Here is a 26,268-nt window from a genome sequence, read left to right as displayed (position 1 = left end):
TGAAATATTTTAAGGAGATTCATAATGGTAGAAAAAATCTCGTGTAAGATTGACATCACACTTTTGCACCACACGCCCCTGCATATTTGTAGTAATGCTATTCGCACTTGTTGGCAGAGCTTTGATAAGGGCGATTGTGGCGGAGAGAAAGATATAGAACTCATTGATAGAGTAGGGAATAAATTTAAACACGCAAGCACCTTAGAGCATTTAACTTATAATTTTTATATCAAGGGCATTTCAAGGGCGTGTCTGCAAGAGCTCGCACGACATCGTATGGCAAGCTTTAGTGTGAAAAGCTCCCGCTACACGCTAAAAGAGCTAAAAGATGAGCCTAGCTTTTTACCTATAAATGAGATAAACACACAAAGGGCGGAAAAGTTTATCGTTTTTACAAGTAGTGAAAGGGTGAATCACGCCTCCATTCACGCCCTAGAAAATTTACGCCAGATTCTAAGTGAAAACATCAGCAATGACATCGCTAAATTTGCTATGCCTGAATCTTACCGCACGGAGCTTAGCTTTTCTATCAATGCTAGAAGTTTGCAAAATTTCCTATCCCTTAGAAGCTCAAAATCCGCCCTTTGGGAGATTCGGGCTTTGGCTTTAGCGATATTTGAATCTTTGCCAGAAAAGCATAAGTTTATTTTCAAAGACTGCATAGCCCAACCCCCCACGCATTAGAATCTAGTCTTTATTTTGCTTAATACAGCAAGGGGAATAAGGGTAATCTTAGATTCTAGAATCTGTTTCTTTTTTAATCTTGTTTCTTATTTTCTCTCTTTTTAAAGTTTTAGAATCTTGTCATATTTGCAAGTGTGGGTTTGTAGCTTCGCTACTGCACGCGAAGTCGCTCCCTCCCCTTAAAAATCGTTCGCAGTCGTGCCGCTCACCCCCTACAACGCTTTAAGAGGTGGCACTGCGTGCGATTAATTTTTACACGCTTAAAGATATACTTTAAGCGTAGGACTTTCAATCATTTATTCTAAGTAAAATTCTAGAATCTCGCTTTATAATTGGGATTCTAAGAGTTATGCAACAACAAAAAGATTTAAACACTTAATGTATAATCCACACCCTATATCTTAAACATTTCACATTTTTAAGGAACTCTTATGTCGGCATTAAAACAATCTATCCTTTCGCCTTTTAGGGCTTTGGCAACGCTTTTTAGAGAGCTAAGATTTGAGCTAGATGATCTTATAAGATTTAAAAGCCTTAGCTTAATGGAGAGTGAAAGATATTGGCGGGTGATTTTTGCACAAGTCATTTTGGTGGCGTTTTTAGGCGGGAGCTTAGGGGCGATATTGCCATGGATTGGCTTTATAGATTCTAACATTGTCAATGGCATTGTTATCATAATGGCAATTATTGTCCTTATAGGTGGCTTTGTGCTTTTTGCACTCAATGTAAGAATCACAGCTAAAAGGCTAAAGACTTTGCATAAGGAATTGATAGAAGAATCTGCTCATTCCGTAGATTCTAACTTCTCTTACTTTTCAAGCTTTTTTATCCGCTTTATTACGCCAAAATATTTTTACATCTCTCTTGTGATTCTTGTCATCATTATGGCGTGTGTGCGGGTAATGTTTGAAAATATAGAGTATGAAGTAAAATATGAAGTAAAATCTGTTGTCATTTTTCTTGTTGTGGTGGGGACTTTTATAAGCTTGTTTTATAGCATTATCCTTGTGCCAAATCTCACAAAAATTTTGGATATAAAGCAATTTAGCCTAGATTTTAAAACAATGCTTTTAAGCATTGTGCTTTTCTGTGCGGGATTTTTGCTTGTAGGCTTTAGTTCTATGGTAATAGGTACTCTCTTCTATACTTATGAAGATTTTGTTTGCTTTCTTTATATGTTTTATGGTGGAATGGGGCTACTACTTTTGGGGTTATGGCAATATAGCGGGACATATATGAAAATCTGGCTTGTTGTAGCGGCGTATATTGTTTTGACATATTTGATTATAGTTTTAAGTGTATCTCCAGATCGCTTTTATCGCCTTAAAAATATTGAAAAAGAGGCAACGCTCATACCTGCCCTGTTCTGTTTTTTGCCGCTTTTAATATGGCATATAAGGCAAAGGGCGTTTGCGGGGGTTCTTGGCATAATATGGATATGTTATTTAGTGAGTTATTTGGTGAATGGCCATTTTGCTATGTATTTAGATGCTGCTACATTTTATATTTTTGCGATGATTGGCTTTTATTGCGTGAGATTTTTTGGTGAGAGTGAAAGCTTCTTTGGGAAGTTTATAAGGCTATTTTCTAAACTATGGATATGCGGAAGTATCAGTGGGCTAATCTTTCTCATTCTTTTCTTTAATGACATTACATTTGCGTTAGTCAAGGCTGTTGTAGCGTCGTTACTTGGCTTCTTTCTTAGCTTAAGCTTACAAAGGCTCAAAATGGAGTATTTTTCCTTGCTTTTGCTTGTATTATTTAACATATTTATGGGCATTTATCCTTTTTTATCTTATTTGCACTTTTGGGGCGAGTCTGCATATAATGCTAACTACACGACACTTCTATCTAGCTATTTTGTTATCTCTTTTATTTTGCTTTTTTTGTTTGCTCTCTCAAAGCTCACGGGGGCAGATTCTAAGTATCAAAGCCTTACACATCTTAGACTTTGTCTTGTGCTTTGTTTTAGTGCTATGATTGTATTTTGTATAAAATATCTCGATATAACCCTAAATGGTTATCTTCATAGCATTGTTTATGGCATTGCTATTCGGGATTGGGAGGCAATGGAAATCCGCGTGTTTTTTATCATTCTTTTTAGCCTTATGCTTTTGGGGCTATTTTGGCAGTATAATGTTTTATTTGCCCTAAGCTTTGTGGGCTTAATAGCAGATTTTATATTTTTCCCAAGATTAAGTGTATTTTTTATCCTGCTCTTTTTTGGTATGTTATGGGAGATAGCTAAGATTCTATTCTTGAATAGGCAAAGGGCAGAATCTATAAGCTAGATTCTATGTGAAAGCTCTTAGAGTTGCTTTAAGAGCTTGTCTATCACAAGCTCATTTGCTTTCACAAAATTTTTAGCAAAGCTTTCATCTTCTAGGCTTTGCAATGCCACTTCTTGCGTGATAATGCCACTTTTGCTACTTTGTGTCGTTGAAGTATTCAGCACTTCATAAAACACACTCATTTGTGCCTTGTATTTACCGCCATCTTCTACCACTTGTAAGCCAAGCAAAGAAAGTTTTAGAATCTTATTTAATTTTTGTGTGCCAAAGGGCGAGATTGCCACTTGAAAGCAGTTTTGCTCTAAGGCTTGTAAGAGATTAGATTCTAACATTTTGTTTGGGGAATCTACCCACTTTTTATGCTCTAATTCACTTATTTGCAGTGTTTGTGTGTTGTGTAAAATAATAGCCGTATCATTAAAAGGTGCATTAGCATTCACTTGCAATAGCCCGATTTTGCCTTTATTAGCCTTGCACTTTGCGTCATTTGCTTGAGTTTGAAGCTTTTGCAAACTCAAGTATGTTACCTTTGGAATCTGTGAGGCGATTTTCACATCTACACAGCTACTAAGCGTAAGTATAGTTACTATTCCAAGCCCTAAGATTCTATATTTTTTACTCATTTAATCCCCTTATTTAGATTTGTCATTTTGTTTGCCAAAAAGGCTATCATAAGGATTTTTATCCACCTTATCCACAAAACGCGTGGCTGTGTTAAAAAACCTACTCATATCTTGCAAACTCCCCTGCAACTGCAACAGCGTAGGAGTGAGAATTTCACGCACATTATATTCGCCATTTTTCATATTTTTATCCATTTGTGCGCTAAGACTTGCTAGGGAGCTTGTGCTACTTCTTAGCTCCTTTATCATCTCTGTAAGATTATTAAGATTTTCTTCATTAAAAGTGCGATTAAGATTAGCAAGTAGGGCGGTCATATCTTCACTAATCTCCCCAGCCTTACCTAGAATCTTATCCAACCCTCCCTTATCAAGCATAATCACCCTATCTCCTTGCTCATTAGCTTGTAATGTCTCGCCTTCACCCTGAATGAGTGAAAGATAATTTGCCCCTGCTAGTCCCTGTGAAGCCACGATGACTTTAGCATTTTGCTTTATCTCAAGCTTTGAATCTATAAGCATAGCAATAGCAATAACCCCACTTTTTATATCTTTAAAGCCCACAGACTGCACTCTGCCGACACTTATACCCTTATAGTGAATAGGCGTATTTGTGCCTACTCCACTTACCTCATCGGCACTATATGCGTAATATCGCGTATATTTTGCTGAATCTAGCTCAAAGCGATTAAGCCACAGCACAAAGAGAATCATTAAGATTAAAATTATAAAAAATATCGCTCCAATCCACACATACCGCACATTTCTTTCCATATCTCACTCCTAGTTTAACTTAGTCTTATGCAAATTCCGCTCATCAAAATCCTGCCAAAATCGCTCTCCCCTTTTGCCAGAGAATATCTTAGCTTGAGTAAAGCCCTGCTTCTTTTGGGTGTAAAGCTCATCTAAACTTCCCTCAAACACTATTGCCTTATCTTCTAGCAAAATTAGCCTATCCACACTATCTTTTATAGAATCTAAATCGTGCGTTACCATCACAATGGTGATCTTTAAAATTTCCTTGAGCTTTAAAATCAGCCTATCAAACCGCTCCGCACTTTGTAAATCAAGCCCACTTGTAGGCTCATCTAAAAATAAAATATCAGGGCTTAATGCCAATGCCCGAGCGAGAGCTACACGCTTTTTCATTCCGCCAGATAGCTCATAGGGGTATTTATCCACTACTTTAGAATCTAATCCTACTAAATCAAGCCACATTCTTGATAAACGCTCTATTGTGGCATTATCATAATGACTTTTCTGAGTAAGTAAAAAGCCGACATTATCTAAAACATTCATAGAAGAAAACAACGCCCCAAACTGAAACATCACGCCACAGCGATTTAAGATTCTATCGCGTTTAGATTCTGCTATGTCCAAAATATTTTCATTAAAAAATTCAATTTTACCACTTCTAGGCTTCTCCAAAAAAAGCATATTTTTTAATAAGGTGCTTTTGCCACTGCCACTACCGCCTAAGATTCCAAAGATTTCACCTTTTTTCACAGCAAAGCTAATCCCATTGTGAATAATATTCTCCCCATACTGCGTATAAAGCTCTTCAACACGAATAATATTCATATATTTAGCCCCGTGGTGATAATTGAAAAAATCGCATTAATTAAAATCACCCAAAAAATCGCATTGACTACACTCTTAGTCGTCTCAATCCCCACAGATTCCGTATCACCCTTGACATATAGCCCACGAAAGCACCCTACAAGTGCCACTGCCGCACCAAAAAATGGAGCTTTTATCACACCAACCCAAAAATTATTAATCCCCACATACTCATAAAATCGCTCCAAATACTGCATAAAATCTAAACCTGTTTGCATATTAATCGCAAGAAAACACGCAAATAAACTTACCGCATCAGCTAAAAACACAAGCAAAGGCATAATAATGACTAGAGCTAAGATTCTAGGTAATATGATATAATCAAACAGGCTAAGATTCATCGTTTTTAACGCGTCATTTTCTTCAGTGAGATTCATCACACCTATTTGAGCGGCAAAAGATGATGAGCTTCTCCCAGCTATTACAATAGCCAAGATAAAAGGTCCCATTTCACGCAAAGAGAGCTTTGCCACAATCTCCACGCTCATTAAAGGTACACCCATTTTTTCTAGTTGCAACACCCCTTGTAACGCAATAGCATAGCTCACAATAAAAGCTGTGAGTAATGCCACAGGCAAAGCTTTAAAGCCAGATTCATTAATATGATACATTATAGAGCCAAGCTTAAAATGCCTAAGATTCCAACAAGAGCGAAAAAAGTAAAATGAACACATTCCGAAAAAATTTAAAAAATCAAGGCTACTTTGGTAGGATCTCTCACAAAATTTTCCAAAATCAAATAAAGCACCATAAAACATAGAATGTGATTTAGACTTAGAATTTTCAAGCTTTGGCAGAGATTCAACCATACTTTGAAAAATTTCTTTCACTTGACTATCTGCGTTTAGAATCTCATAATCTTTCCCCTCTAAAAGCCCATAAATAAAAGCACAAAATACAAAATCTACCTTTGTAATCTCCAAAAAATCAAGGGTGATTCTTTCATTTGCACTAATGAGTTTAGAAAGAAAATCTTTAGACTTCTTATCAAGTGAGTAATCGCACGCCCCTTGAAACTTTATAAGCATTCTACCACTTACAAAGCTCACTTTAAAATCCATACTTTCCCTTTAATCTCTCTTAAGTTGAACCAGAGATTATAACAAAAGCTTGTAATGTTGGGTTACACAAAATAAGAATCTGCTCCTTTATCCACACCAAAAACGCCAAAAGTATGAAAAATTAGGCAAAAATAAGGATTTTTAGCTATAATCAACGGGAAATTTTGTGATATAGCTACACGCATTATTCACACATTCAAATAAAGCTCTAGGCGGTTTAGAAGTGCTTTTTCACATTTTCACTTCTACTACTACCCCTACTTTTAAATCTATATTTTAAAGGACATTTTATGAAAATCTCACTTCCCAAAAGTTTGCTTGAAACAGCACTCACAAATTGCCAAAATTTCCTTGATAAAAGAGATAGATCACAAATCACATCTCACATCTGCTTTGAAGCAAAAGATGATAAGCTTATCCTTAAAGCCACTGATTATGAGATTTGGCTTGAATCTCATATTAATATCCAGCCTCAAGCTCAAGGGAATGCCACAGCAAATGGGAAGCAGATTCTAGATATTATTAAACGATTAAAAGATGGTGATATAAACCTTGAAGCAAAAGAAGACACACTTCACATTTCACAAGGACGCTCACGCACAAAACTCCCTATGTTTAATGCCGATGAATTCCCTAGATTCCCAGAATATGATAATAACGCACAAATCAACATAGAAGCTCAAAAATTCCTGACTTCGCTAAAAAGGATTAATCCCGCAGTAGATACAAATAATCCAAAATACGAGCTTAATGGCTCTTTGCTTGATATTAAAGAATATGGATTTAATTTTGTCGCCACTGACACACGCCGCCTAGCTGTGATTGAATATAAAAGTCAATCTATTAACGCCCTTTCTCTTATCATTCCTAAAAAGGCAATCAGTGAAATTTCTAGGCTCTTTATAGATCATCTTGAGATTTATCACAACCCTACACATCTTATTTTGAAAAACAATGAATACACTTTCTACACAAAGCTCATTAATGGAAAATTCCCTGATTATGAGAAAATTATTCCTAAAGAATTTAAGTATAAGATTCTTTTACCAAAAGATAAATTTGTTGATGCCCTGCAATTTGTCAAATCCCTTGCAAATAACATCAAAATCACACTTTCACCAAATGAAGTGCTTTTTGAATCTTTGAATGAAGAAAGCGGTGAAGCTTCCACACAGATTGAAGCACAAACAGGCATAGAATCTTTAACTTTGGGGATTAACTCTAAGTATATCCTTGATTTTCTCTCACAAATTGATGGAAATGAATTTACCTTTTGTATCAATGAGTCAAACACCCCATTTATCGTAATGAGTGAAAACTTCTCAACTGTGATTATGCCTGTGATTCTCTAAGAACACAGCTCAACTTTTATCTGTCTTTGGAGTTTATTATGGAAAAAAAAGAATATCAAGCAAGTAATATTAAAGTTTTAAAAGGCTTAGAAGCGGTGCGAAAACGCCCCGGAATGTATATAGGCGATACAAACTCTGGTGGTTTGCACCATATGATTTATGAAGTGGTGGATAACTCCGTAGATGAAGCTATGGCAGGGCATTGCGATAGAATCAATATTACACTCACAATGGAAGGTAGTGCCATTATTGAGGATAATGGACGCGGGATTCCCGTAGATATTCACCCAACTGAAAATCTCCCTGCTGCCACACTTGTGCTTACAACACTTCACGCTGGAGGGAAGTTTGACCAAGATACTTATAAAGTCTCTGGAGGGTTACACGGGGTAGGTGTATCTGTGGTAAATGCCTTATCTAAAAAGCTTATTATGACGATTAAGAAAAATGGGCATATCTACCGCCAAGAGTTTGCACAAGGGATTCCACAAAGTGAGCTAGAGATTATCGGTGAGACAAAAGAGCACGGCACGATTATAGAATTTTACCCCGATGATGAGGTAATGGAAGTGCTAGAGTTTGATTCACAAATCCTTACTCGTAGATTTAAAGAAATGGCTTATCTCAATCACAACATTACAATTTATTTTAAAGATGAACGCACAGGACAAGAAGAATCTTATCATTTTGATGGGGGCTTAAAGCAATTTATCCAAGATGTGAATACAAAGCCCTTAGTCTCTTTAATCATTAGCTTTGAAGCCCTAGAGCAGGAAACTGAAGTAGAAATTGCCCTAGCTTATAATGAGGGCTATGATGAGAAAGTATTAAGCTTTGTGAATAATATTAGAACACCTGATGGTGGGACACACGAAGCGGGATTTAGAGCGGGGCTAAGCCGTGCGATTATGAATTATATTGAAGCCAACGCCAACGCACGAGAGAAAGATTCTAAAGTTACAGGTGATGATGTCCGTGAGGGGCTTGTAGCCATTATCTCTACAAAAGTCATTGATCCGCAGTTTGAGGGGCAGACAAAAGGAAAGCTAGGTAGTGCGTTTGTAAAACCTATTGTCCAAAAGCTCACTTATGAAAAACTCGCTAAATTCTTTGAAGAAAACCCAACGGAAGCTAGAATCATTATGCAAAAAGCCATTATGGCAGCTCGTGGGCGAGAAGCGGCAAAAAAAGCACGAGATCTTACACACAAGAAAGAAAGCTTTTCAGTGGGGACATTGCCGGGCAAATTAGCAGATTGTCAAAGTAAAGATCCTAGTGAATCTGAGATTTATTTAGTTGAGGGCGATAGTGCGGGTGGTAGTGCGAAACAAGGGCGAGATAGAGCGTTTCAAGCGATTTTGCCATTGCGTGGGAAGATTCTCAATGTGGAAAAATCTCGCCTTGATAAGATTCTAAAAAGTGATGAAATTAAAAATATGATTACTGCTTTTGGCTGTGGTATAGGAGATGAGTTTAATATAGAAAAGCTCCGCTATCATAAAATCATTATTATGACTGATGCTGATGTAGATGGTAGCCATATCCAAACGCTTTTAATGACATTTTTCTATCGCTATTTGAAACCTTTAGTAGAAAATGGACATATCTATATCGCCCAGCCACCACTTTATCGCTACAAAAAGGGCAAGACAGAAATTTATCTCAAAGATGAAAGGGCGTTGAGTGAATATCTTGTAGAAAATGGTATTGGGAATTTTAGCTTTGAGGGCATTGGGAATAAAGAGCTTTTAGAAGTGCTGAAATTCATCGCCCATTATCGCTCTATCCTAAAAGAGCTTGAGAAACGCTACCCTATGATTGATGTGGTGCGTTATCTTGTGGAAAATGATAGTTTTGATAATCTCACTTTAAATGAACTTAGTCAAAATATAGAATCTTATCTCCAAGCCAAAGAATGCAATATTTTAAATAAAATTACAAGTGAAGAGCAAATCACGCTGTATGTGCAAACAAAAGTAGGGCTTGTGGAGCTGGGCATTAATGATAGCTTGTTTATGGATAATTTCTTCCAAGAAGCACGATTTATTTATCAAAAAATCGCCGATAGGGATTTAGACTTTTTAAAAGGCGAAGATCTTATTGCGTTTTTAGAAAAGATTGAAGAAAGTGCGAAAAAAGATGCCTATATCCAACGCTACAAAGGCTTAGGAGAGATGAATCCAGATCAGCTGTGGGAGACTACAATGACACCGGCAAACCGCACACTTTTGCGTGTGAAGATTGATAATGATGCGGATACTGATGAGATTTTCACACTTTTTATGGGCGATGAGGTAGAGCCAAGACGAGCCTATATCCAAGAACATGCCAAAGATGTAAAACACTTAGATGTGTGATTTACATCTCAAAACCGCTAAAAAGGCTTTATCGCCTATGGAATCCTCGCTTTAGAATCTAAGAAAAACCACAAAAAGAGCGATTAAGATTCTATTTTCACGCTTTTTAGAATCTTCTTGTTACCTTTCTATCCATAACAAAAAAACTTATACAAAACATAATTTACTTTCAATACTTACAATGAACTTCGTTATATTTATTTTTAATATAACAAAAATCTTTCATTAAAGGAGTTCTTATGAACAAGTTTTTGGTTTCATTGGCTTTAGTTTCTAGTTTGAGTATAAGCTCTCTTATCGCAGAATCTAGCACATTAAATAAAACAGATTCTAAACTTCTTTTTGGCACAGCACAAAATGTTAATGTAGCAGTGTTAAGTGAAAATGAGATGAAGGAGACTAAGGGAGAGTTTGTTGATGGATTGGTATTGACAGCTACCATTATTGGAGGTGTAGCAGCCGGATTTGAAGTATATGATCGTGTTAAAAGTTGGTTTGATTAGGAGTTAATATGCTATTTTTACGACAAATTGCTTTATTAGTCTTATTTACTGCTCCCGCTTTTGCGGGAGTTGGTGCTTATGTGGCAGCAACAAATGGTGCTTTGTATTATCATTGTTTAAAGAGTGATGATTGTAGCTTTTGCAAAACCTGTCCTAAGACGCAATACACTCTAGGCATAGGTGGAATCTACCTTAATCAATCTAAGGATTTTGATTCTAAAGATTCTGGTGGATATGTGAGATTTGCCTTTAGTGAGTTTTCACCAAAGCAACGCTTTAATTTCACGCTTAACATACTGCTTGGAGCGGCACAACACACTTCAAATCCACAAGCTCTTTTTGCGACACAAAATCCCACAGCAAGTGTATTTTTTGAGCTTCGTCCAAAGGTGGGAGTAAATATTTTAAGCCAAAATCTCCCACTTTTTTTGAATCTCGCCTATACATTTGAGGGCTATAATCCTAATGTTGGCGATTCACGATATGATTTATACAAGCTTTTGTATCATTCAGTAGGTGGGGAGTTAGAGGGATTAATCTTTATAAATCCAAAGCTTAGGCTTACATATAGTGCGGGGTATGATTATATCTTTAGCGGAGGGTATAAAACATCTCAAGGGAAAGCAAAGTTTGATAATGGCTCTACAATCAGGGCGAGTGTAGGCTATGTGTATGCTTTGAATGAGAAGCTTTCATATTATATGAAGATTCAAGGCAAGATTCAAAACTTTGAATCCGCCCCATTACTTACCCAAAAAACACAGGAGCAATACATCGCTGGAGTTGAGCTAGGGCTGGGATTTTAGTTAATGTCCTTAGCTTATGGCAGGGAGTTTTTAGAATTTTTTTCTCAAAGCCCTAAATATATCTTAAATTTAATTTCTAGCTGTATTTGGGGCGTGATATTTGGCTTTAATGCGTTTATCAAATAACTATCAAATCATAAGGAGTAATAACAAATGCGAGTAGCTAAGATTTTGTTTCTTACAAGCGTATTTGTTTGCACTCATAATATAGCCCTTGCAGATTCTCAAGATTCTAAATTCTTTGGACAGGCGGGTATTGGCGGGGTGTATTATGACTTTTGGGGCGAGAATATCAGCAGTTTTGGAGCGTATCTAGGCGGTGAATTTGGCTGGGAGTTTTTCAATCGTGTGCATACGACCTTTGGCGTTCGCCTTGGTGGAGGGCAGAGCAAAGCATCGCAAGTGCTTGGCGTTGCAGAATCTGCTGGTTTTGTGATTTCTGATCAATATGTTAAGGTTGGTATAAATATCGCAGGAGTGAATGCACCACTTTATGTGAATATTCTCACAGAGCAAAATAATCACAACAGCAAAAGTGGCTTAAGTCGTAATCTTAGTTTGCTTGGAGCGGAGATTGAAGGGGCATTGCCATTAGGAAATGTCGCAAAGCTAGAGTATTCTGTGGGTTATGCTTTTAGTACAGGGGATTCATCATATTCCATTGCGGAGAAAATCTCATACATTAAGAAAGACCCTTCTCAAAGCTATGTGTTAAGTGCGAGTGTGGGCTTTGTGCGGAATCTAAGCGATAGCATAAGCTTTTACACTAAACTCATCGGCAAGTATCAAAATCTTAATGGTGCATATTATAGCGATGGCACACAGGGCTATCCAAGCTCTAGTAATATTGTAGGAATGCTGGAGTTTGGCTTTAGGGGATTATAAAATGTCTATGCTTGACTTTAGGCGTGTTATAGGGAGTATCGTCTCTTTTGGCTTTGCTCCATTGCTGCTTTGTGCCAAGCCAGTGAGTGTTGATGAAATTTTTACCAAAACTTCGCAATTTAAGATTCTAGGGAATCTTAGCTATATTAATATTCATCATTCACAGCTTGATGTCGTGCAAATACCACAGCAAAATAGCAGTGTCATTAGTGTGCCTATTCATAGCAAACTACATCAAGATTATTTAAATTTTTCGCTTCAAGCTCGTTATGGCATTATGAAAAGAGTAGAAATTTTTAGCACTTTAAATGCTTTTTGGCAGCAAAGCCTTTTTGAAATAAATCATAGCTTTAGCACACAGCAAAGGGCAGATTTTAACTCATTTGCACTAGGTTTTATCATTCAAGCAAAGCAAGAAGGAAAGTTTCCCGCCTTACTTCTTGGAGGAAGTGCTGATGTAGCAAACAAAACATACTTATCCCAAACACAAAATATGTGGCAGTATGGCAAGGGATATTCGGCTTTTGCCCTTAGCTTTTACACGATTGACTCGCTTGTATTTTTGCTCCAAGCTAATGCAAGATTCAATCTTCCACAAGATTTTGAAAATATTCATTTCAACCTTGCTGATATGTATTCTCTTAGTCCAATGGTGTATTTTGCGATAAATCCCTTTGTGTCGATTAATGCTGGAGTGCGGTATCAATATAGCACAAGAGCTTATGCCAATGATAGAATCCAAGCTCAAAGCTCATCTGTGGGCTATATTTTTGGTGTGGCGTATGAGATAAAATCCCGTCTTATTCTTTTTGCAAGTGCGGAGAGTTTTAAGAGTGCGTTTTATTCAAGCGATACGCTTTCGCTTATGCTTTCATATAGAATCTAATGTATTACTTTAGAATCTTGCTGTTTTTGTGGCTTTTTGCAAGTGGGGCAAAGGCTCACTCACTCTATAATGAACCCTTTTATATCACAAAGCCTTTGCATTCTTGGATTGAACTAAGAGATGAAAATCTCACGCGTCAAAAGTATGATTATAGTTGCGGGGCGGCTTCACTCTCAAGTGTTATGAGTTATTTTTATGATGTTAAGGTAAGTGAGCGTGAGATTTTGGACTTTTTACTTTCGCATAAGGGCATTAGCGTAGATAAGAAGCGTGAGATTGAAGTAGATAATGAGCTAAGGGAAAAAGCTCATCTTTCTTTTAGCGATTTGGCACTTTTTGCACAAAGCAAGGGGTTTCGCACACAGGGCTTGGCTTTAGACTTTGAAACATTGACAAAATTGCAAATTCCAGTGATTATTTATGTCAATGTGCGAGATATGGAGCATTTTAGCGTGTATAAAGGGGCAGATTCTCATTATGTGTATTTGGCTGATCCGAGTTTAGGTAATATCAAAGTCAGCAAGGGGAAGTTTTTAGAGATGTTTTATCAACGCGATGATTTGACCTATCCGGGCAAGATTCTAGCGATTTTAAGCGATACGCATAAGGGTAATGATACATTTTTCACACATAAGACAAATACGATGATATATAAGGCCATACAAGATAAGGCTTTGGACTAAACTTGCAGAATCTTAAATCCCAAAAAGGAAGATTCTTGCGTTTAAGATTCTCTATCAAGTTTCATTTAGCCCACAAACCCGCTGATAATATCTCCCATTTTTTCACAGCCTATCAGCTTTGAATCTTTATCCATCATATCGCCTGTGCGATAGCCTTCTTTCAAAGCAAGATTCACCGCATTCCGCACCGCTTGTGCCTCTTGCTTTAGTCCAAATGAAAGCTCTAACATCATCGCCACGGATAAAATCGTGCCGATGGGGTTTGCCTTGTCTGTCCCGGCAATATCCGGTGCGCTGCCGTGGATTGGCTCATATAGCCCTAAAGTGTCTTGAGAGAGTGAGGCAGAGGGGATTACGCCAATGGTGCCTGTGATGACACTTGCTTCATCGCTCAAAATATCCCCAAACATATTCTCCGTTAAAATCACATCAAACGCACTAGGGACACGGCAAATCTGCATTGCCGCATTATCCACATACATATGGCTTAGACTTACATCGGGATAGTCTTTTGCCACATTTTCCACCACTTCACGCCATAAACGCGATGAGCTCAACACATTTGCCTTATCCACGGACACAAGGTTTTTCTTGCGTTTTTGTGCGATTTGAAACGCCACTCTTGCGATAGATTCAATTTGAGATTGCGTATAGCTCATCTCATCAATAGCGACTTTTTCGCCATTTTTCTCCTCACACAAATGCCTACCAAAATACGCTCCACCCACAAGCTCACGCACGATAACAAAATCAATGCCTTTTTGCAATATTTCGCTTTTTAGCGGACTAGCATTTTTTAGCTCCGGCAGAAGTGTGGCTGGGCGGATATTAGCAAATACACCTAGCTCTTTTCTAAGTCTTAAAAGGGCAGATTCTGGGCGGTTATAGCTTGGCTCTTTATCCCATTTTGGACCGCCAACCGCCCCTAGCAAAACGCTATCACTACTCTTACAAACTTCCAAACTCTCCTTAGGCAAACACTCCCCACAAGCATCAATCGCACAGCCACCCGCTAAGACTTCCTTATACACAAACTCGTGCTTATACACTTTTGATATAGAATCTAACACCTTTAGGGCTTGTGTGATGACTTCTCTGCCGATACCATCGCCCTGTATTACTGCTATTTGTTTTTTCATTCTCTCTCCTTTGTTGCTGCGTTGTCTCTTGTGTGCTTTTGCGGGAGTCTGCAGTGTTGGCTCGGTCATTTGCGTTCAGCAAACTCCCTTCGCCTCCACTTTGACAACCCACAAAATCATCACAAGATACTTCCGCATTGGTATTTTTGTGTGTTTAAAAAAACTAACTCCTGCCTTAAAAAATATAAAAAACTCACAAAGCCTAACAGCAATTACTAGAATCTAGAATCTATAAATTGTCATACTGAGGCGTTAGCTGAAGTATCTAAAATATTAGAATCAAAAAAGATTTTTCGCCTACGGCTCACACGAGTGAAGCTCTTGCCCACACTTGCAAAAATGACAAAGTGCGGAATTTGCTTGAGAATCTAGATTCTAATTTACCCACAAAACCCAAACCCTACTTCTTATTCTTCGCTATCCAGTTCAAATACCCATTTGCATTGATAATCTCTTGTATAAAAGGCGGAAAGGGCGTTGTGCTAAAGCTTTTTTGGCTTTTAGATTCTATAATCTCACCTTTATCAAAGTCAATGCTTACACTATCGCCTTCTTGCAGGAAGTCTGCTATCTCTTGAGATTCAATAATTGCTAAGCCGATATTAATCGCATTGCGATAAAAGATTCTAGCAAAGCTTTTTGCGATAATGCAGCTTATCCCACTTGCCTTAATCGCAATAGGTGCGTGTTCCCTGCTGCTCCCACAGCCAAAGTTCCACCCGCCGACCATAATATCGCAGACTTTTACCTTTTTCACAAAATCCTTATCAATATCCTCCATACAATGACTTGCAAGCTCCCTATGATCTGCGGTGTTTAGATACCTTGCGGGAATAATCACATCAGTATCTACATTATCGCCATATTTATGGATAAATCCTTGTGCTTTCATTTTCTTAATCTCCTTTTGCGAGTAATCCACATTACATAACATCTTGTGGGGAGCTTAGAATCCCCCTTACCGCACTTGCTGCTGCCACTTCAGGGGAGCTAAGATACACTTCGCTTGTGGTGTGTCCCATTCTGCCTACAAAGTTGCGATTTGTAGTAGAGACACATTTTTCATTTGCTGCTAAGATTCCCATATGTCCGCCAAGGCAAGGACCACAAGTAGGCGTAGATACCACCGCTCCAGCTTTAATAAAAGTCTCTAAATACCCACGATTAATGCACTCTAAATAGATATTTTGCGTAGCAGGAATGATAATGCAACGCGTATTTTTTGCTATTGTTTTATCCTTTAGAATATTTGCTGCTACTTCCATATCACTTAGCCTACCATTCGTGCAAGAGCCGATGACAACTTGATCTATCTTTATCTCGCCCCACTGCTCTCTTTCTTTGGTATTTTCAGGCAAATGCGGAAACGCCACGGTGTGATCTATAGAATCTAGCTCAATATCAAAGACTTCTTCATACTCGGCATCTTCATCAGCCTTGTAGATTCTAAACTCCTTGCTCGTGCGTCCCTTAGCGTATTCAATCGTAATGTCATCTACTTCAAAAATGCCATTTTTCGCCCCCGCTTCAATCGCCATATTCGCAATGCAAAGCCTATCATCAATGGTTAGATTTTTTAGCCCCTCTCCGCTAAACTCCATACTTTTATACAACGCCCCATCAACGCCGATTTTACCAATAATATGCAAAATCACATCTTTGCCACTCACATAAGGGCGGAGTTTGCCCTTGAGATTAAACTTCATCGCCTTTGGGACTTTAAACCACGCCTCGCCTGTTGCCATACCCACAGCCATATCTGTGCTGCCCACACCCGTGCTAAACGCACCCAACGCCCCATAAGTGCAAGTGTGAGAATCTGCACCTATAATCAAATCACCGATTGTTACAATGCCTTGTTCAGGCAAAAGGGCGTGTTCTACCCCCATATTTCCCACATCATAGTAATGCTTAATATCAAAGTCATTGGCAAAACAGCGGCATTGCTGACTTTGCGTGGCGGCTTTTATGTCCTTATTTGGTGCGAAGTGATCCATTACAAGTGAGATTTTATTTTTATCAAAAACTTGCGTGAATTTTGCTTGTTTAAAGGCGTTGATTGCCACAGGCGTGGTGATGTCGTTGCCTAGCACCATATCTAGCTTGGCTCTTATTAAATCATTTGCCTTGACAGATTCTAATCTCGCTCTATCAGCTAAGATTTTTTGACTCATTGTCATTCCCATATTTTGCTCCTTACTGATTGTTGTTTGTCATTTTGTAATGTCTCTAAATACTCTTGCATAGGCAGTGTATCTACCTTCGCGCTAAAGATAGCAAAAGATTCTAGAATCTCGCAGCCACAATACTTAAACGCACTTGTAAGCGGACTTAAAATCGTATTAAGGCTATATCCGTGATGCCCATCATAGCTCTCTTTTGCCCCACCCAAAGTCGTAATGACTTGAAACTTCTTGCCCTGCAGTAGCTTAGAATCTTTACCATATAAAATATGTGTTAAAACCCTATCCTGCCACTCTTTCATAAGCGCAGGTGTGCTAAACCAAAATAGCGGAAATTGAAAGATGATTTTTTGTGAATCTTTGAGTAATGCCACTTCATTTTCGGCATTTATCACGCCATCTTTATAAGTCTCATTGAGATTGTGAATCTTCACATTTGAAAGTGTCTTCGCAGATTCTAATAACGCCCTATTGACTTTAGAATCTTTCCAAAATGTGTGTGAAAAAATAAGTAGTGTTTGCATAGAAACTCCTTTTTTTAAAGTTGATTTGATTTATACGCACGATTTAACGCACTGACTAACGCATACACTGAAGCTTTGATAATATCATTATCAATCCCTGCACCAAAGTATTTCTTGCTATTAGATTCAATCTGCACATAGGCTATCGCCTTAGCATTTGAGCCATTTTTCAAAGCGTGTTCGCTGTAATCTAATATATCAAAGCTTAGATTTAAATGCTCTCTTAACGCATTTGCCACGCTATCAAGCCGCCCATTCCCTTTAGAATCTATACTCATTTTTTGCGGTTTTATTAGCTCTATACGCACTTCACATTCATTTTCTTTTGTCTCAAAAGCAAACTCGCCTATCTCTAAAAACTCCGCAACATTCACAAAATCCTTTTCAAAAATCGCACATATCTCACTTGGGCTAAGCTCTTTATGTGCTTTATCCGAAATGTCCTTAATATAGTAGGAAAATTCCTCTCTAAAAAGTGGCGGTAAGTTCGCCCCATAATGCTCGTGCAAAATGTAGGCAATGCCGCCCTTGCCACTCTGTGAGTTTATGCGTATCACATCGCTTTCATACACTCGCCCCACATCTTGCGGATCAAGCGGGAGATAAGGCACACTCCAAGTGCTAAGATTTTTCTCTCTGTGATACGCCATACCTTTTGCAATAGCATCTTGATGAGAGCCAGAAAAGGCAGCAAAGACAAGCTTTCCGGCATAGGGTTGGCGTTCATACACTTGCATTTTGGTTACAGATTCATACACATCGCAAATTTTGGGGAGATTGCTAAAATCAAGCTTAGAATCTATCCCGTGTGTGGTGAGATTTAACGCTAGGGTGATAATATCCACATTGCCTGTGCGTTCGCCATTACCAAAAAGTGTGCCTTCAATCCTATCCGCCCCTGCTAAGATTCCAAGCTCCGCACTCGCCACCGCACAGCCCCTGTCATTATGCGGGTGCAAGGATATAAGCACATTTTCCCTATGTAAAAGATTCTTACTCATAAACTCCACTTGTTGTGCGTAGATATGGGGCAGGCTCATCTCAACTGTGGCAGGAAGATTCAAAATAAACTTTTGCTCTTTTGTGGGCTTAAAAATATCAATCACAGCATTGCTGACTTCAAGGGCGTAGTCAATCTCCGTGCCACTAAAACTCTCCGGCGAGTATTCAAAGGCAAAGTTGCCCTTTGTCTCTTGTGCGATTTGCTTCACGCACAACGCCCCATCAATGGCGATCTTTTTCACATCTTCTTTTGACTTTCTAAAGACTTGCTCCCTTTGTGCGTAGGAAGTTGAGTTATAAAAATGCACCACCGCATTAGGACAGCCTTGTAATGCTTCAAAAGTGCGTTTGATGATGTGTTCTCTTGCTTGAGTAAGGACTTGCAAACGCACATCTTTTGGAATGAGATTCTGCTCTATTAAGGTGCGTAAAAAGCGGTATTCAGTCTCACTTGCTGCGGGGAATCCAACCTCAATATCTTTAAAGCCAATTTGCAGCAGGAGTTTAAAGAATGTGATTTTTTCTTCTAAATTCATAGGGGTGATTAGGGCTTGATTCCCATCGCGTAAATCCACGCTACACCACAAAGGTGCGGATTGTATATGCTCTTTTTTGCTCCATTCTAAATACGATTTAGAATCTTTGTTAGAATCTGGGGGCATAAAGTAGCCTCGTTTGTATTTTGTATGATTCATAAAAACTCCTTGTAAAAAATGCTGCAAAGGCTTAAAAAGCCCTTTGATTGTAGCAATAAAAAATACAAAAATAATAAAAATTTTCTACAAAATCAGCAAAAGTTGCAAAGAATAGAAAATTTGGAATCTTTCTAGCGAGTTTTTATAGAATCTTGCTTAGGTTTATTAGCTTTCTTGGCTAGATTCTGCCTTTTTGATAATCCACCCTTTTTCACTTGGAAGTATGGCATATCGCTCCGCAGTGTGTAAGTCAAAGACATAGCATTCACTGCTTTCAAGTCTGCTTCGCTCTACCGGAATGACTTTAAGCCTATCTTTTATTTCCTGCATATCCTCACACATTGCGCTAAATCCGCACATCATCAATTTATACCGCATAAGATTCTCCCATAAAATTTTATGTAATATTGCCATTTTATTTTTACGCGATTTTAAAGCTAAAGGGTTGTGATTCTATGCTTGAAAAAGCTAGAATCACAAGATATTAGACCAGTTACTTACTCATCAACATCTTCGCCAGTTATATACTTTGCAATTGGGTCTTTTCCATCGCAGATAGTATAAGCCCACGAATCAGGCTCATGATCAAATTGTTCAAAGTAGTAAGCATATTCTTTTTTTACATATTTCATCGCTACAATATTGCAAGCTTCTTCCCCTGCTTTTGCTCCCATATTTTCCGTGTATGTGGCTGTTAGTTCGTTGATGAGTTTGATAAAATCTTTAGTTTTCATTTTTTTAAGCGATTTGCTATATCACTCATCAAACACTCTTTGACCATCACCTCGCCCTTCATATCCACCTTCAGCTATCTTAACAAACTCATCATACCCATCTATAGTATTGTTTTGATTTAAATTAGCAAACACAGAGCCAAAAGCGTAGCAGCTCACACTGATTCCTGCAATCATCAATAAACTGACGAATAACTTTCTCATAAGTGTCTTTTTTGTGTAAATTCCTTTGGTAGAAAGGTAAATCAATCCTACAAAAAACAACTTTTAAATCTTGGAATAAAAAGTGTAAAGCAAGGGTAAGTTTGTGGCAAAAAGCTTAGATTCTAGTTTAGAATCTAAGAAATGTGAAAAGCATAGAATCTTGTAGGGGTGAGTTTTTGGGGCTTTAAGCCTTATTTTTCACTCTCAAAAATAAAAGGCACACTTTTAATGCCTGCTTCCATAGTCTTTTGATTAAGACGCATTGTGTCTTTGATATCAATATTAATAAAGCTTGAAGGCACTTTGGAATTTGGTGTATAGACTTCTTGCAAAAGGGCGAGTTTTTGCTTATTATCTTTCATATCAGCTGCCCTTTCTCGTAGCATACTTGCCTTCAAAGGTGAATCTTTACCCACAAAGCCCACAATCAGCATATAGACATTAGAATCTGCTAGGTGTTTATCAATGTTTTTTAGCTCTTTTTGACAGCTTGGGCAGTTGGGATCGGAGATAATGTAGGTGATTTTTTTACTATTTTTGTTTTTAGATTCTAAAATGATGTAGTCATCTTTTGGAATCTGCTTAAAAAATTTGCTTAGCTTTTCATCATCGGGGGTGTCGTTTTGCGTTTGCTTAATGAGTGAGCCTACCGCTCCCATATCCTCATTATTGCTAGAGAAAAAGACATTTGACACACCTATAACCACCCGTCCATCGCTACTTGCAAAAATCGGCACTTGCATTTTACCTACTTCAATCAGCACGAGTTTAATGTTTGGCGTGGATTTAAGATCTTGGATTTTTAGGATTTTTGCGTTTTGTTTGGTGCTATATTTGATTGTCTCTTGCAGGGTTTGCTCAAAATTCGCCGCCAAAGCAAGACTAGAAATAAAGCTAGAGATAAGGCTAAGAGAGAGAAGAATCTTTTTCATCTATATCCTTTGTGAAGTAAATTTGGGCTAAGATTCTATAATGTTTTCACAAATACAAAGGCAAGGCGTAAAGAAATGAAAGGTGTAACGAAAGGCGTGAAGATTCTAAGCTCAAAGCACTATCCTTATACATATAAGTTTTTTAAACACAAAAATTTTAAATCTAGCTCTTACAAGGCGTGTCGAAATGTATTTGTCTTGGGGCTTGGCTCAAATATGGCTTTGAAAAATAGGGGCAGTGTGGAGATTTTAGAATCTGCTTTTGCTTGGCTAGATTCACACTCACGCATTCGTGTTTTGCAAAGCTCTCCTATTTGGCGTAATCCGCCCTTTGGCTTTGCCCTGCAAAATGACTTTTATAATGTAGTGTTGCTGTGTGAGAGTAATTTAAGTTTGGTAGAAATATTTGGGCTTATGTTTTATATGGAAAGACGCTTTGGGCGTGAGCGTAAAAGGGCATTTAAAAACGCACCCCGCACATTAGATGTGGATTTGATTTTATTTAATACTTTGAATCTGCAATGGAAGCATTTGTATGTGCCACATAGATTCTACACGCAAAGGAGTTCAGTAATGCTGCCGATGAGTTTTATAGAATCTTTGTGTTAGATTCTGCGTTGTCTTTTGGCTAGAATCGGCGATTGCTTCACCTTGTGTTTCGGCACTTACTTAAAGTAAGCTTCTCGCACAAGTCTCGCAAAGTCCCGATTCTAACTCAAAAATACTTTCGCAGTGGTGTTTTTGTGGGTATTGCAAATCCTAAAAGCCTAGAATCTAGAATACAAGCAGTTCGCGTTTTAAGCGGTTAAGAGAATCAATTTGTGCCTTAAGTTTATCAATCTCAACATCAATTTGTGCGAGTAAATCAAAGCTAAGATGTTCGGGCATATCCTGTGAGCCGCGTTTAATCATAATATAATCCACAAGCGAGATTTTAGCAATATTAAGCAAGATATTAATGTCATCGCGTATATCTTCTATGCTTTTAAAAATTTCATCTATTTTTTCCCACATTTTCACTCCTTTTTGTTGGTTTAGGCTTATTTCAGTCCTGCACTGATGAGCGTATGCAAGTGTATTGCACCTTGTATGTGTCTGTGCTTATCTGTGATGACAAGGAGCTGAATCTTATTATCTTCCATCATTTTGAGCGCATCATAGGCTAGAATATCGGGCGTATCGCATACTTTTGGATTTTGTGTAGCGTAAGCACCGACCTGAGATTCTAAGCTAAAGTCTTGCTTCATCATTGCGCGTCTTAAATCCCCATCGCTTAAAATCCCCCAAATCACATTATCTTTAGCAATAATGGCATTGCCAAGTCGCTTTTGGCTCATAATGATAATAGCTTGAGATAGGGGCATTTCTGGCGGGATAATAGGCAAATCTTGCGTTTGCATTAAGTCTTTAAGCTTGACAAAAAGCTGTTTGCCTAACGCTCCGCCGGGGTGAAAAGAGGCAAAATTTTCCGCCTTAAATGCTCGTCTTTTCATAAGGCACACGGCTAACACATCGCCAAGGGCAAGGGTAAGCGTTGTGGAGCTTGTAGGGGCGATATTAAGTGGACAGGCTTCACGCTTAATGCTAATGTCTAAAAAATAATCGCCCAAAGCGGATAAGGGCGAGAGCTTGTCTCTGCTCATTGTGATGATAGTATTACCAAAGCGTTTGATATGCGGAATAATGCTAAGGAGTTCTTCACTTTTCCCACTATAACTAATGGCAAGGAGAATATCATCTTTTTGTAACATTCCCAAATCCCCGTGCAGTGCTTCTGTGGGGTGTAAGAAAACGCTTGGTGTGCCTGTGCTTGAAAGCGTGGCAGAGATTTTTACACCAATAAGCCCACTTTTGCCTACACCGCATACGACAAGCTTCCCACGAGAATGAAAAATCTTTTCTACAATCGCTTCAAGTTCCGCTCCATTTATGCGTTTTATAGCTTCAAGCAGGGCTTGAGATTCTATCTCTAGCACTTCTTTTGCAATCTCTGCGTAATTGAGACTTTTCATTATGCGTCCTTTAAGTATTTCAAGGATTTAGATGACATAAATCATCGGCACAATGGTTGGATATTTTTTGACTTTTTTGAAAATATGTCGCTTGAATGTGTTATGCACTTCATTTTCAAGATTCTTCGCATTAAAGCCTTCTACCTTGAAGTTTTTCACCACAAATTCAAGTGTGTCATTCATCTCTTTTTCAAAGCCTTTATCTTCCTTGTCCGCTACAAGTCCGTAGCTTGTGATTTTTGTCTCCAAAATCTTGCGATCTTTGCTAATTTTAGCTGAAATAATCACAATGCCATCACTTGCTAAAGCCTGTCTGTCAAGCACGACATCATTTTCAATTTGGCGGTTGATTTGATTATCAATAAATGTTTTGCCATTTTTGACACTGCGGATTTTTTTCATATAGCTGGGATTGACTTCTATTTGATCGCCATCTTCCATAAGCAGGATATTTTTCTCCATTACCCCACAAGCAATGGCAGTTTGCTTATGTCTAGCGATGTGATTGTATTCTCCGTGCACTGGCAGAAAGAATTTTGGCTTCACAAGTCGTAGCATTAGCTTTTGTTCTTCTTGTGCGGCGTGTCCGCTTACGTGAATCTCGCTAAAGTCTTGGTAAGCCACTTTCGCTCCGGCTTTCATAAGGAAATTAAGCACGGTGGAAACAGAGCCTTCGTTGCCCGGAATGGCTTTAGCAGAGATAATCACCATATCGCTTGGCTTAATTTTAATATGTCTATGCTCATCTGTCGCCATACGATATAACGCACTCATTGTCTCGCCTTGAGAGCCTGTTGTTACAATCAATACTTCTTCATCAGGGTATTTTTCCACTTCGTGTGCTTCAATAAAAATATTTTGCGGCAAGTCAATGTAGCCTAGCTCTCTAGCAAGTTCAAGATTCTTCTCCATTGATCGCCCAATGACGGCGACTTTGCGGTTGTATTTTAGCCCGTGAGTTATGGCTTGATACACGCGATGAATATTTGAAGAGAATGTGCTCATAATTACACGCCCTTGGGCTTGTTTGAATAATGTCTCAAATGTCGGTCCTACACTTGCTTCGCTGGGCGTTACTCCGCTGCGGTGGGAGTTTGTAGAATCGCTAAGTAAGAGCATAACGCCTTCTTCTCCATAATGAGCTAGGCGGTGTAAATCGGTGGGGAGATTATCCACAGGGGTGTGGTCTATCTTAAAATCGCCGGTGTGGATAATCACACCTGCTTCTGTGCGTATGGCAAGGGCGGAAGCATCAATAATGGAATGCGTGATATTAATCCACTCTACTTCAAATGCACCGATCTTTATGGGTTTGCGTTTTTCAACAATTTTGAAAAATGAGCGGAATTTTTTTAGCCCGTGCTCATCAAACTTGCTTCCTATCATACCAAGTGGCAGTGGTGTGCCATAGATAGGGAATTGTAAGAGTTTAAAAAGATAAGGCACAGCACCTATATGGTCTTCGTGTGCGTGAGTGATGATAACTCCAGCAATCTTGTCTTTAATCGCAAAAAGATAGCTAAAATCTGGCACGAGAATATCCACGCCGTGCATATCTTCATTAGGGAAGCTCATACCCACATCAATGACGATAGCTGAATCTTGTGTTTCAATCACGGTGATATTTCCACCAATTTCGCCAAGCCCACCAAGTGGTGTGATACGCACACTTGCTTTTGTGTTGAGATTAAGCTTGTTGTGGGCATTAAGGCTTTGGCGTTGGATTTTCTCATTTGCTTCCACACCCCTTTTTAAATCTTTGTGTAAGCCTAGATTGCCTTTTTCATTTACATCTCTTACTTCGCGGATTCCATTTATGCTTTCATCATTTTGGGCTTTGTTGTGTTGAGCGTGGGGATTTTTGCCTTGCCATCGTCTTTTTTCAAAGTTTTTTTGCCCTTGATTTGTATTGCTTTGCGTGTCAGTTTGTGCATTGCCCTGCGTGTTTGCGTAATTTTTAGAATCTCTTTGCTTGAAGCGATTGTGAAAATTCTTTGCTTGATTTTGGCTAGATTCTGTAGAATCCGAAGTCATATCATTGGCTTGTTCCTCTGGGCTTTTTTTCTTGAATCTATCTGTGAATTTACTGAATCTGCTGACTTGGCTGCTCTGCTCTGGTGTTTTTTTTTCCATTGTTTCTTTCTCCTGCATTTTCTTGTCCTCCATTATCATTTCCTTTTTTGAGAGTGTTTAAAATATGGTGAAAACTTTCTGTCTTTACTTCGTGTGCTCTTGCATTTGGCTTCACATTTGCAGATTCTAAAGCTAACTCAACGCTTTTTTTATCAAAGGATAAAGAAAGATTTTTAGCAAGTGTTTTGCGTGGTGAGCAAAAGGCAAGTTTTAAAAAAGCTTCCAAATCACAGAGAGAGAAATCCGCATTTCCCTGTAATGGATTTTTATGTATCACAAAGACTGATGAGGTTACTTTGGGTATAGGGGAGAATGCTTCCTTTGGCACATCAAAAAGCAATTCTGCTGTGCCTAAACTCTCAACTAAAACGCTTAAAGCACAAAACTCTTTTTCACCACTTTTGGCACAGAACTTTTGTGCGACTTCCTTTTGTGTCATTACGATAAAGCCACGACAGAATCTATCATGCAAAAGACGCACGATAATATGTGTGGCGATGTAATAAGGAAGATTTGAGACAACCTTATACTCTTGTGTGTGTAACCACGCTTGTTGTGATGGGCGATTTAAAACATCTTCATAAATGATGTGTAATCGCCCACTCTCTATTTGCTTAGAAAATTTTTCATTAAGTAAAGAACATAAGTCTAAATCGACTTCATAGGCTATCAAGGATTCTATTTTCAATAGCTCTTGTGTCAAATCACCCAAGCCAACCCCAATTTCAACGCACTGAATAGGCAAAGTGGGAATGGATTGGACAATCTTATGAATATAGTGAGAATCTTGCAAAAAGTTCTGTCCTAAACGCTTTTTGGCGTGATGTGCAAGATTCTGCATTTGCTCAAAGCCCTAACCTTTATTTTAGAAAAATCAATTATAGTAAAAATATGCAAATATTTTATTTTATTAAGGAGTATTTGGCTATGATACACGCTAAATGCTACATTTTAAGATTTTA

General features: G+C 38.4%; 27 protein-coding genes and 1 pseudogene. 10 read left to right on the top strand and 18 right to left on the bottom strand.

All coding sequences use genetic code 11. The features are described from left to right. Positions 1–24 precede the first annotated feature (24 nt). Both thyX and HCCG_RS03580 read left to right on the top strand, forming a co-directional pair. Positions 25–684 carry an FAD-dependent thymidylate synthase gene (thyX, locus tag HCCG_RS03585; protein ID WP_002956067.1) on the top strand — a complete coding sequence of 220 codons (660 nt, stop codon included), beginning with the start codon at positions 25–27 and terminating at the stop codon, positions 682–684. 431 nt (positions 685–1,115) lie between these two features. After that, complete coding sequence (locus HCCG_RS03580) at positions 1,116–2,975, top strand: hypothetical protein (RefSeq protein ID WP_002956066.1); 1,860 nt, start codon at positions 1,116–1,118, stop codon at positions 2,973–2,975. 17 nt (positions 2,976–2,992) lie between these two features. Here the strand turns inward: HCCG_RS03580 and HCCG_RS03575 are convergent, their stop codons facing one another. The 4 genes from HCCG_RS03575 to HCCG_RS03560 are packed head-to-tail and all read right to left on the bottom strand — an operon-like array spanning position 2,993 to position 6,276. Then, positions 2,993–3,598 (bottom strand): ABC-type transport auxiliary lipoprotein family protein, encoded by a 606-nt coding sequence (locus HCCG_RS03575; RefSeq protein ID WP_002956065.1) that lies wholly within the window; start codon positions 3,596–3,598, stop codon positions 2,993–2,995. 9 nt (positions 3,599–3,607) lie between these two features. Beyond that, positions 3,608–4,369 carry an MlaD family protein gene (locus HCCG_RS03570; RefSeq protein ID WP_002956063.1) on the bottom strand — a complete coding sequence of 254 codons (762 nt, stop codon included), beginning with the start codon at positions 4,367–4,369 and terminating at the stop codon, positions 3,608–3,610. Between the two features lie 9 nt (positions 4,370–4,378). Then, positions 4,379–5,176: an ABC transporter ATP-binding protein gene (locus HCCG_RS03565; RefSeq protein WP_002956062.1), complete on the bottom strand. Its 798-nt coding sequence runs from the start codon at positions 5,174–5,176 to the stop codon at positions 4,379–4,381. Next, on the bottom strand, positions 5,173–6,276 hold the full coding sequence (locus HCCG_RS03560) for an MlaE family ABC transporter permease (RefSeq protein WP_002956061.1): 1,104 nt from the start codon (positions 6,274–6,276) through the stop codon (positions 5,173–5,175). Before HCCG_RS03560 ends, HCCG_RS03565 begins: the two co-directional genes overlap by 4 nt. 290 nt (positions 6,277–6,566) lie before the next feature. Between HCCG_RS03560 and dnaN the strand changes: the two genes are divergently transcribed. From dnaN to HCCG_RS03525, 7 genes are all read left to right on the top strand, one after another. After that, positions 6,567–7,628 carry a DNA polymerase III subunit beta gene (gene dnaN / locus HCCG_RS03555; protein WP_002956060.1) on the top strand — a complete coding sequence of 354 codons (1,062 nt, stop codon included), beginning with the start codon at positions 6,567–6,569 and terminating at the stop codon, positions 7,626–7,628. A 38-nt stretch (positions 7,629–7,666) separates the two neighbouring features. Continuing rightward, the gene (gene gyrB / locus HCCG_RS03550; RefSeq protein WP_002956059.1) at positions 7,667–9,985 is read left to right on the top strand and encodes a DNA topoisomerase (ATP-hydrolyzing) subunit B; all 2,319 of its coding nucleotides are present in this window, start codon (positions 7,667–7,669) and stop codon (positions 9,983–9,985) included. A 239-nt stretch (positions 9,986–10,224) separates the two neighbouring features. Further along, a complete protein-coding gene (locus HCCG_RS03545; RefSeq protein ID WP_002956058.1) occupies positions 10,225–10,488 on the top strand; it encodes a hypothetical protein in 264 nt (87 codons plus the stop codon). An 8-nt stretch (positions 10,489–10,496) separates the two neighbouring features. Then, positions 10,497–11,294, top strand: a complete 798-nt coding sequence (locus HCCG_RS03540) for a hypothetical protein (protein WP_002956057.1) — start codon at positions 10,497–10,499, stop codon at positions 11,292–11,294. 153 nt (positions 11,295–11,447) lie between these two features. Beyond that, complete coding sequence (locus HCCG_RS03535; protein ID WP_002956056.1) at positions 11,448–12,179, top strand: hypothetical protein; 732 nt, start codon at positions 11,448–11,450, stop codon at positions 12,177–12,179. Position 12,180: 1 nt separating this feature from the next. Beyond that, entirely contained in the window at positions 12,181–13,065 is an 885-nt protein-coding gene (locus tag HCCG_RS03530) for a hypothetical protein (RefSeq protein ID WP_002956055.1), read from the top strand. After that, positions 13,065–13,748, top strand: coding sequence for a C39 family peptidase (locus tag HCCG_RS03525; RefSeq protein WP_014667480.1), 684 nt, complete (start codon positions 13,065–13,067; stop codon positions 13,746–13,748). The genes HCCG_RS03530 and HCCG_RS03525 overlap by 1 nt, the downstream gene beginning before the upstream one ends. A 65-nt stretch (positions 13,749–13,813) precedes the next feature. Here HCCG_RS03525 and leuB read toward each other — a convergent pair whose 3' ends face one another. From leuB to HCCG_RS03480, 10 genes and pseudogenes are all read right to left on the bottom strand, one after another. Beyond that, positions 13,814–14,887: a 3-isopropylmalate dehydrogenase gene (gene leuB, locus HCCG_RS03520; RefSeq protein ID WP_002956053.1), complete on the bottom strand. Its 1,074-nt coding sequence runs from the start codon at positions 14,885–14,887 to the stop codon at positions 13,814–13,816. Positions 14,888–14,903: 16 nt separating this feature from the next. Further along, positions 14,904–15,029 (bottom strand): annotated as a pseudogene (locus tag HCCG_RS13020) (cysteine synthase family protein); the annotation flags it as partial. 258 nt (positions 15,030–15,287) lie between these two features. Beyond that, on the bottom strand, positions 15,288–15,779 hold the full coding sequence (leuD, locus tag HCCG_RS03515; protein ID WP_015453906.1) for a 3-isopropylmalate dehydratase small subunit: 492 nt from the start codon (positions 15,777–15,779) through the stop codon (positions 15,288–15,290). 31 nt (positions 15,780–15,810) lie between these two features. Then, positions 15,811–17,073: a 3-isopropylmalate dehydratase large subunit gene (gene leuC / locus HCCG_RS03510; protein WP_002956050.1), complete on the bottom strand. Its 1,263-nt coding sequence runs from the start codon at positions 17,071–17,073 to the stop codon at positions 15,811–15,813. Continuing rightward, the gene (locus tag HCCG_RS03505) at positions 17,064–17,594 is read right to left on the bottom strand and encodes an NAD(P)H-dependent oxidoreductase (RefSeq protein WP_014667477.1); all 531 of its coding nucleotides are present in this window, start codon (positions 17,592–17,594) and stop codon (positions 17,064–17,066) included. The genes leuC and HCCG_RS03505 overlap by 10 nt, the downstream gene beginning before the upstream one ends. 14 nt (positions 17,595–17,608) lie before the next feature. Then, a complete protein-coding gene (locus tag HCCG_RS03500; protein WP_002956048.1) occupies positions 17,609–19,291 on the bottom strand; it encodes a 2-isopropylmalate synthase in 1,683 nt (560 codons plus the stop codon). Positions 19,292–19,456: 165 nt separating this feature from the next. Further along, entirely contained in the window at positions 19,457–19,669 is a 213-nt protein-coding gene (locus tag HCCG_RS03495; RefSeq protein ID WP_002956047.1) for a hypothetical protein, read from the bottom strand. A 119-nt stretch (positions 19,670–19,788) separates the two neighbouring features. Continuing rightward, complete coding sequence (locus tag HCCG_RS03490; RefSeq protein ID WP_002956046.1) at positions 19,789–20,025, bottom strand: hypothetical protein; 237 nt, start codon at positions 20,023–20,025, stop codon at positions 19,789–19,791. Positions 20,026–20,046: 21 nt separating this feature from the next. Then, entirely contained in the window at positions 20,047–20,229 is a 183-nt protein-coding gene (locus HCCG_RS03485) for a hypothetical protein (protein WP_002956045.1), read from the bottom strand. Between the two features lie 191 nt (positions 20,230–20,420). After that, positions 20,421–21,161 (bottom strand): DsbA family protein, encoded by a 741-nt coding sequence (locus HCCG_RS03480; protein ID WP_002956044.1) that lies wholly within the window; start codon positions 21,159–21,161, stop codon positions 20,421–20,423. A 75-nt stretch (positions 21,162–21,236) separates the two neighbouring features. Between HCCG_RS03480 and folK the strand changes: the two genes are divergently transcribed. Next, positions 21,237–21,770 (top strand): 2-amino-4-hydroxy-6-hydroxymethyldihydropteridine diphosphokinase, encoded by a 534-nt coding sequence (gene folK, locus HCCG_RS03475; protein ID WP_014667632.1) that lies wholly within the window; start codon positions 21,237–21,239, stop codon positions 21,768–21,770. A gap of 165 nt (positions 21,771–21,935) precedes the next feature. On the opposite strand, the gene HCCG_RS03470 is transcribed toward folK, so the two are convergent. Genes HCCG_RS03470 through rsmA form a run of 4 tightly spaced genes read right to left on the bottom strand, consistent with a single transcriptional unit; the run spans position 21,936 to position 26,147 of the window. Continuing rightward, positions 21,936–22,175, bottom strand: a complete 240-nt coding sequence (locus HCCG_RS03470; protein ID WP_002956042.1) for a DUF2443 family protein — start codon at positions 22,173–22,175, stop codon at positions 21,936–21,938. Positions 22,176–22,201: 26 nt separating this feature from the next. Continuing rightward, the gene (locus HCCG_RS03465; protein ID WP_002956041.1) at positions 22,202–23,173 is read right to left on the bottom strand and encodes a KpsF/GutQ family sugar-phosphate isomerase; all 972 of its coding nucleotides are present in this window, start codon (positions 23,171–23,173) and stop codon (positions 22,202–22,204) included. Positions 23,174–23,200: 27 nt separating this feature from the next. Further along, positions 23,201–25,339, bottom strand: a complete 2,139-nt coding sequence (locus tag HCCG_RS03460) for a ribonuclease J (RefSeq protein ID WP_015453905.1) — start codon at positions 25,337–25,339, stop codon at positions 23,201–23,203. Then, a complete protein-coding gene (gene rsmA, locus HCCG_RS03455; protein ID WP_002956039.1) occupies positions 25,257–26,147 on the bottom strand; it encodes a 16S rRNA (adenine(1518)-N(6)/adenine(1519)-N(6))-dimethyltransferase RsmA in 891 nt (296 codons plus the stop codon). Before rsmA ends, HCCG_RS03460 begins: the two co-directional genes overlap by 83 nt. Between the last annotated feature and the right edge of the window lie 121 nt (positions 26,148–26,268).

The organism is Helicobacter cinaedi CCUG 18818 = ATCC BAA-847 (genome assembly GCF_000155475.1).
Classification (GTDB): Bacteria; Campylobacterota; Campylobacteria; order Campylobacterales; family Helicobacteraceae; genus Helicobacter_C; species Helicobacter_C cinaedi.
The sequence above is the reverse complement of the archived record's forward strand: the minus strand, read 5'-3'. Positions and strand labels throughout refer to the sequence as shown.

Coding starts and splice junctions, on each gene's coding strand:
- thyX (WP_002956067.1), top strand. CDS start 25: ATGGTAGAAAAAATCTCGTGTAAGATTGACATCACACTTTTGCACCAC.
- HCCG_RS03580 (WP_002956066.1), top strand. CDS start 1,116: ATGTCGGCATTAAAACAATCTATCCTTTCGCCTTTTAGGGCTTTGGCA.
- HCCG_RS03575 (WP_002956065.1), bottom strand. CDS start 3,598: ATGAGTAAAAAATATAGAATCTTAGGGCTTGGAATAGTAACTATACTT.
- HCCG_RS03570 (WP_002956063.1), bottom strand. CDS start 4,369: ATGGAAAGAAATGTGCGGTATGTGTGGATTGGAGCGATATTTTTTATA.
- HCCG_RS03565 (WP_002956062.1), bottom strand. CDS start 5,176: ATGAATATTATTCGTGTTGAAGAGCTTTATACGCAGTATGGGGAGAAT.
- HCCG_RS03560 (WP_002956061.1), bottom strand. CDS start 6,276: ATGGATTTTAAAGTGAGCTTTGTAAGTGGTAGAATGCTTATAAAGTTT.
- dnaN (WP_002956060.1), top strand. CDS start 6,567: ATGAAAATCTCACTTCCCAAAAGTTTGCTTGAAACAGCACTCACAAAT.
- gyrB (WP_002956059.1), top strand. CDS start 7,667: ATGGAAAAAAAAGAATATCAAGCAAGTAATATTAAAGTTTTAAAAGGC.
- HCCG_RS03545 (WP_002956058.1), top strand. CDS start 10,225: ATGAACAAGTTTTTGGTTTCATTGGCTTTAGTTTCTAGTTTGAGTATA.
- HCCG_RS03540 (WP_002956057.1), top strand. CDS start 10,497: ATGCTATTTTTACGACAAATTGCTTTATTAGTCTTATTTACTGCTCCC.
- HCCG_RS03535 (WP_002956056.1), top strand. CDS start 11,448: ATGCGAGTAGCTAAGATTTTGTTTCTTACAAGCGTATTTGTTTGCACT.
- HCCG_RS03530 (WP_002956055.1), top strand. CDS start 12,181: ATGTCTATGCTTGACTTTAGGCGTGTTATAGGGAGTATCGTCTCTTTT.
- HCCG_RS03525 (WP_014667480.1), top strand. CDS start 13,065: ATGTATTACTTTAGAATCTTGCTGTTTTTGTGGCTTTTTGCAAGTGGG.
- leuB (WP_002956053.1), bottom strand. CDS start 14,887: ATGAAAAAACAAATAGCAGTAATACAGGGCGATGGTATCGGCAGAGAA.
- leuD (WP_015453906.1), bottom strand. CDS start 15,779: ATGAAAGCACAAGGATTTATCCATAAATATGGCGATAATGTAGATACT.
- leuC (WP_002956050.1), bottom strand. CDS start 17,073: ATGGGAATGACAATGAGTCAAAAAATCTTAGCTGATAGAGCGAGATTA.
- HCCG_RS03505 (WP_014667477.1), bottom strand. CDS start 17,594: ATGCAAACACTACTTATTTTTTCACACACATTTTGGAAAGATTCTAAA.
- HCCG_RS03500 (WP_002956048.1), bottom strand. CDS start 19,291: ATGAATCATACAAAATACAAACGAGGCTACTTTATGCCCCCAGATTCT.
- HCCG_RS03495 (WP_002956047.1), bottom strand. CDS start 19,669: ATGCGGTATAAATTGATGATGTGCGGATTTAGCGCAATGTGTGAGGAT.
- HCCG_RS03490 (WP_002956046.1), bottom strand. CDS start 20,025: ATGAAAACTAAAGATTTTATCAAACTCATCAACGAACTAACAGCCACA.
- HCCG_RS03485 (WP_002956045.1), bottom strand. CDS start 20,229: ATGAGAAAGTTATTCGTCAGTTTATTGATGATTGCAGGAATCAGTGTG.
- HCCG_RS03480 (WP_002956044.1), bottom strand. CDS start 21,161: ATGAAAAAGATTCTTCTCTCTCTTAGCCTTATCTCTAGCTTTATTTCT.
- folK (WP_014667632.1), top strand. CDS start 21,237: ATGAAAGGTGTAACGAAAGGCGTGAAGATTCTAAGCTCAAAGCACTAT.
- HCCG_RS03470 (WP_002956042.1), bottom strand. CDS start 22,175: ATGTGGGAAAAAATAGATGAAATTTTTAAAAGCATAGAAGATATACGC.
- HCCG_RS03465 (WP_002956041.1), bottom strand. CDS start 23,173: ATGAAAAGTCTCAATTACGCAGAGATTGCAAAAGAAGTGCTAGAGATA.
- HCCG_RS03460 (WP_015453905.1), bottom strand. CDS start 25,339: ATGGAGGACAAGAAAATGCAGGAGAAAGAAACAATGGAAAAAAAAACA.
- rsmA (WP_002956039.1), bottom strand. CDS start 26,147: ATGCAGAATCTTGCACATCACGCCAAAAAGCGTTTAGGACAGAACTTT.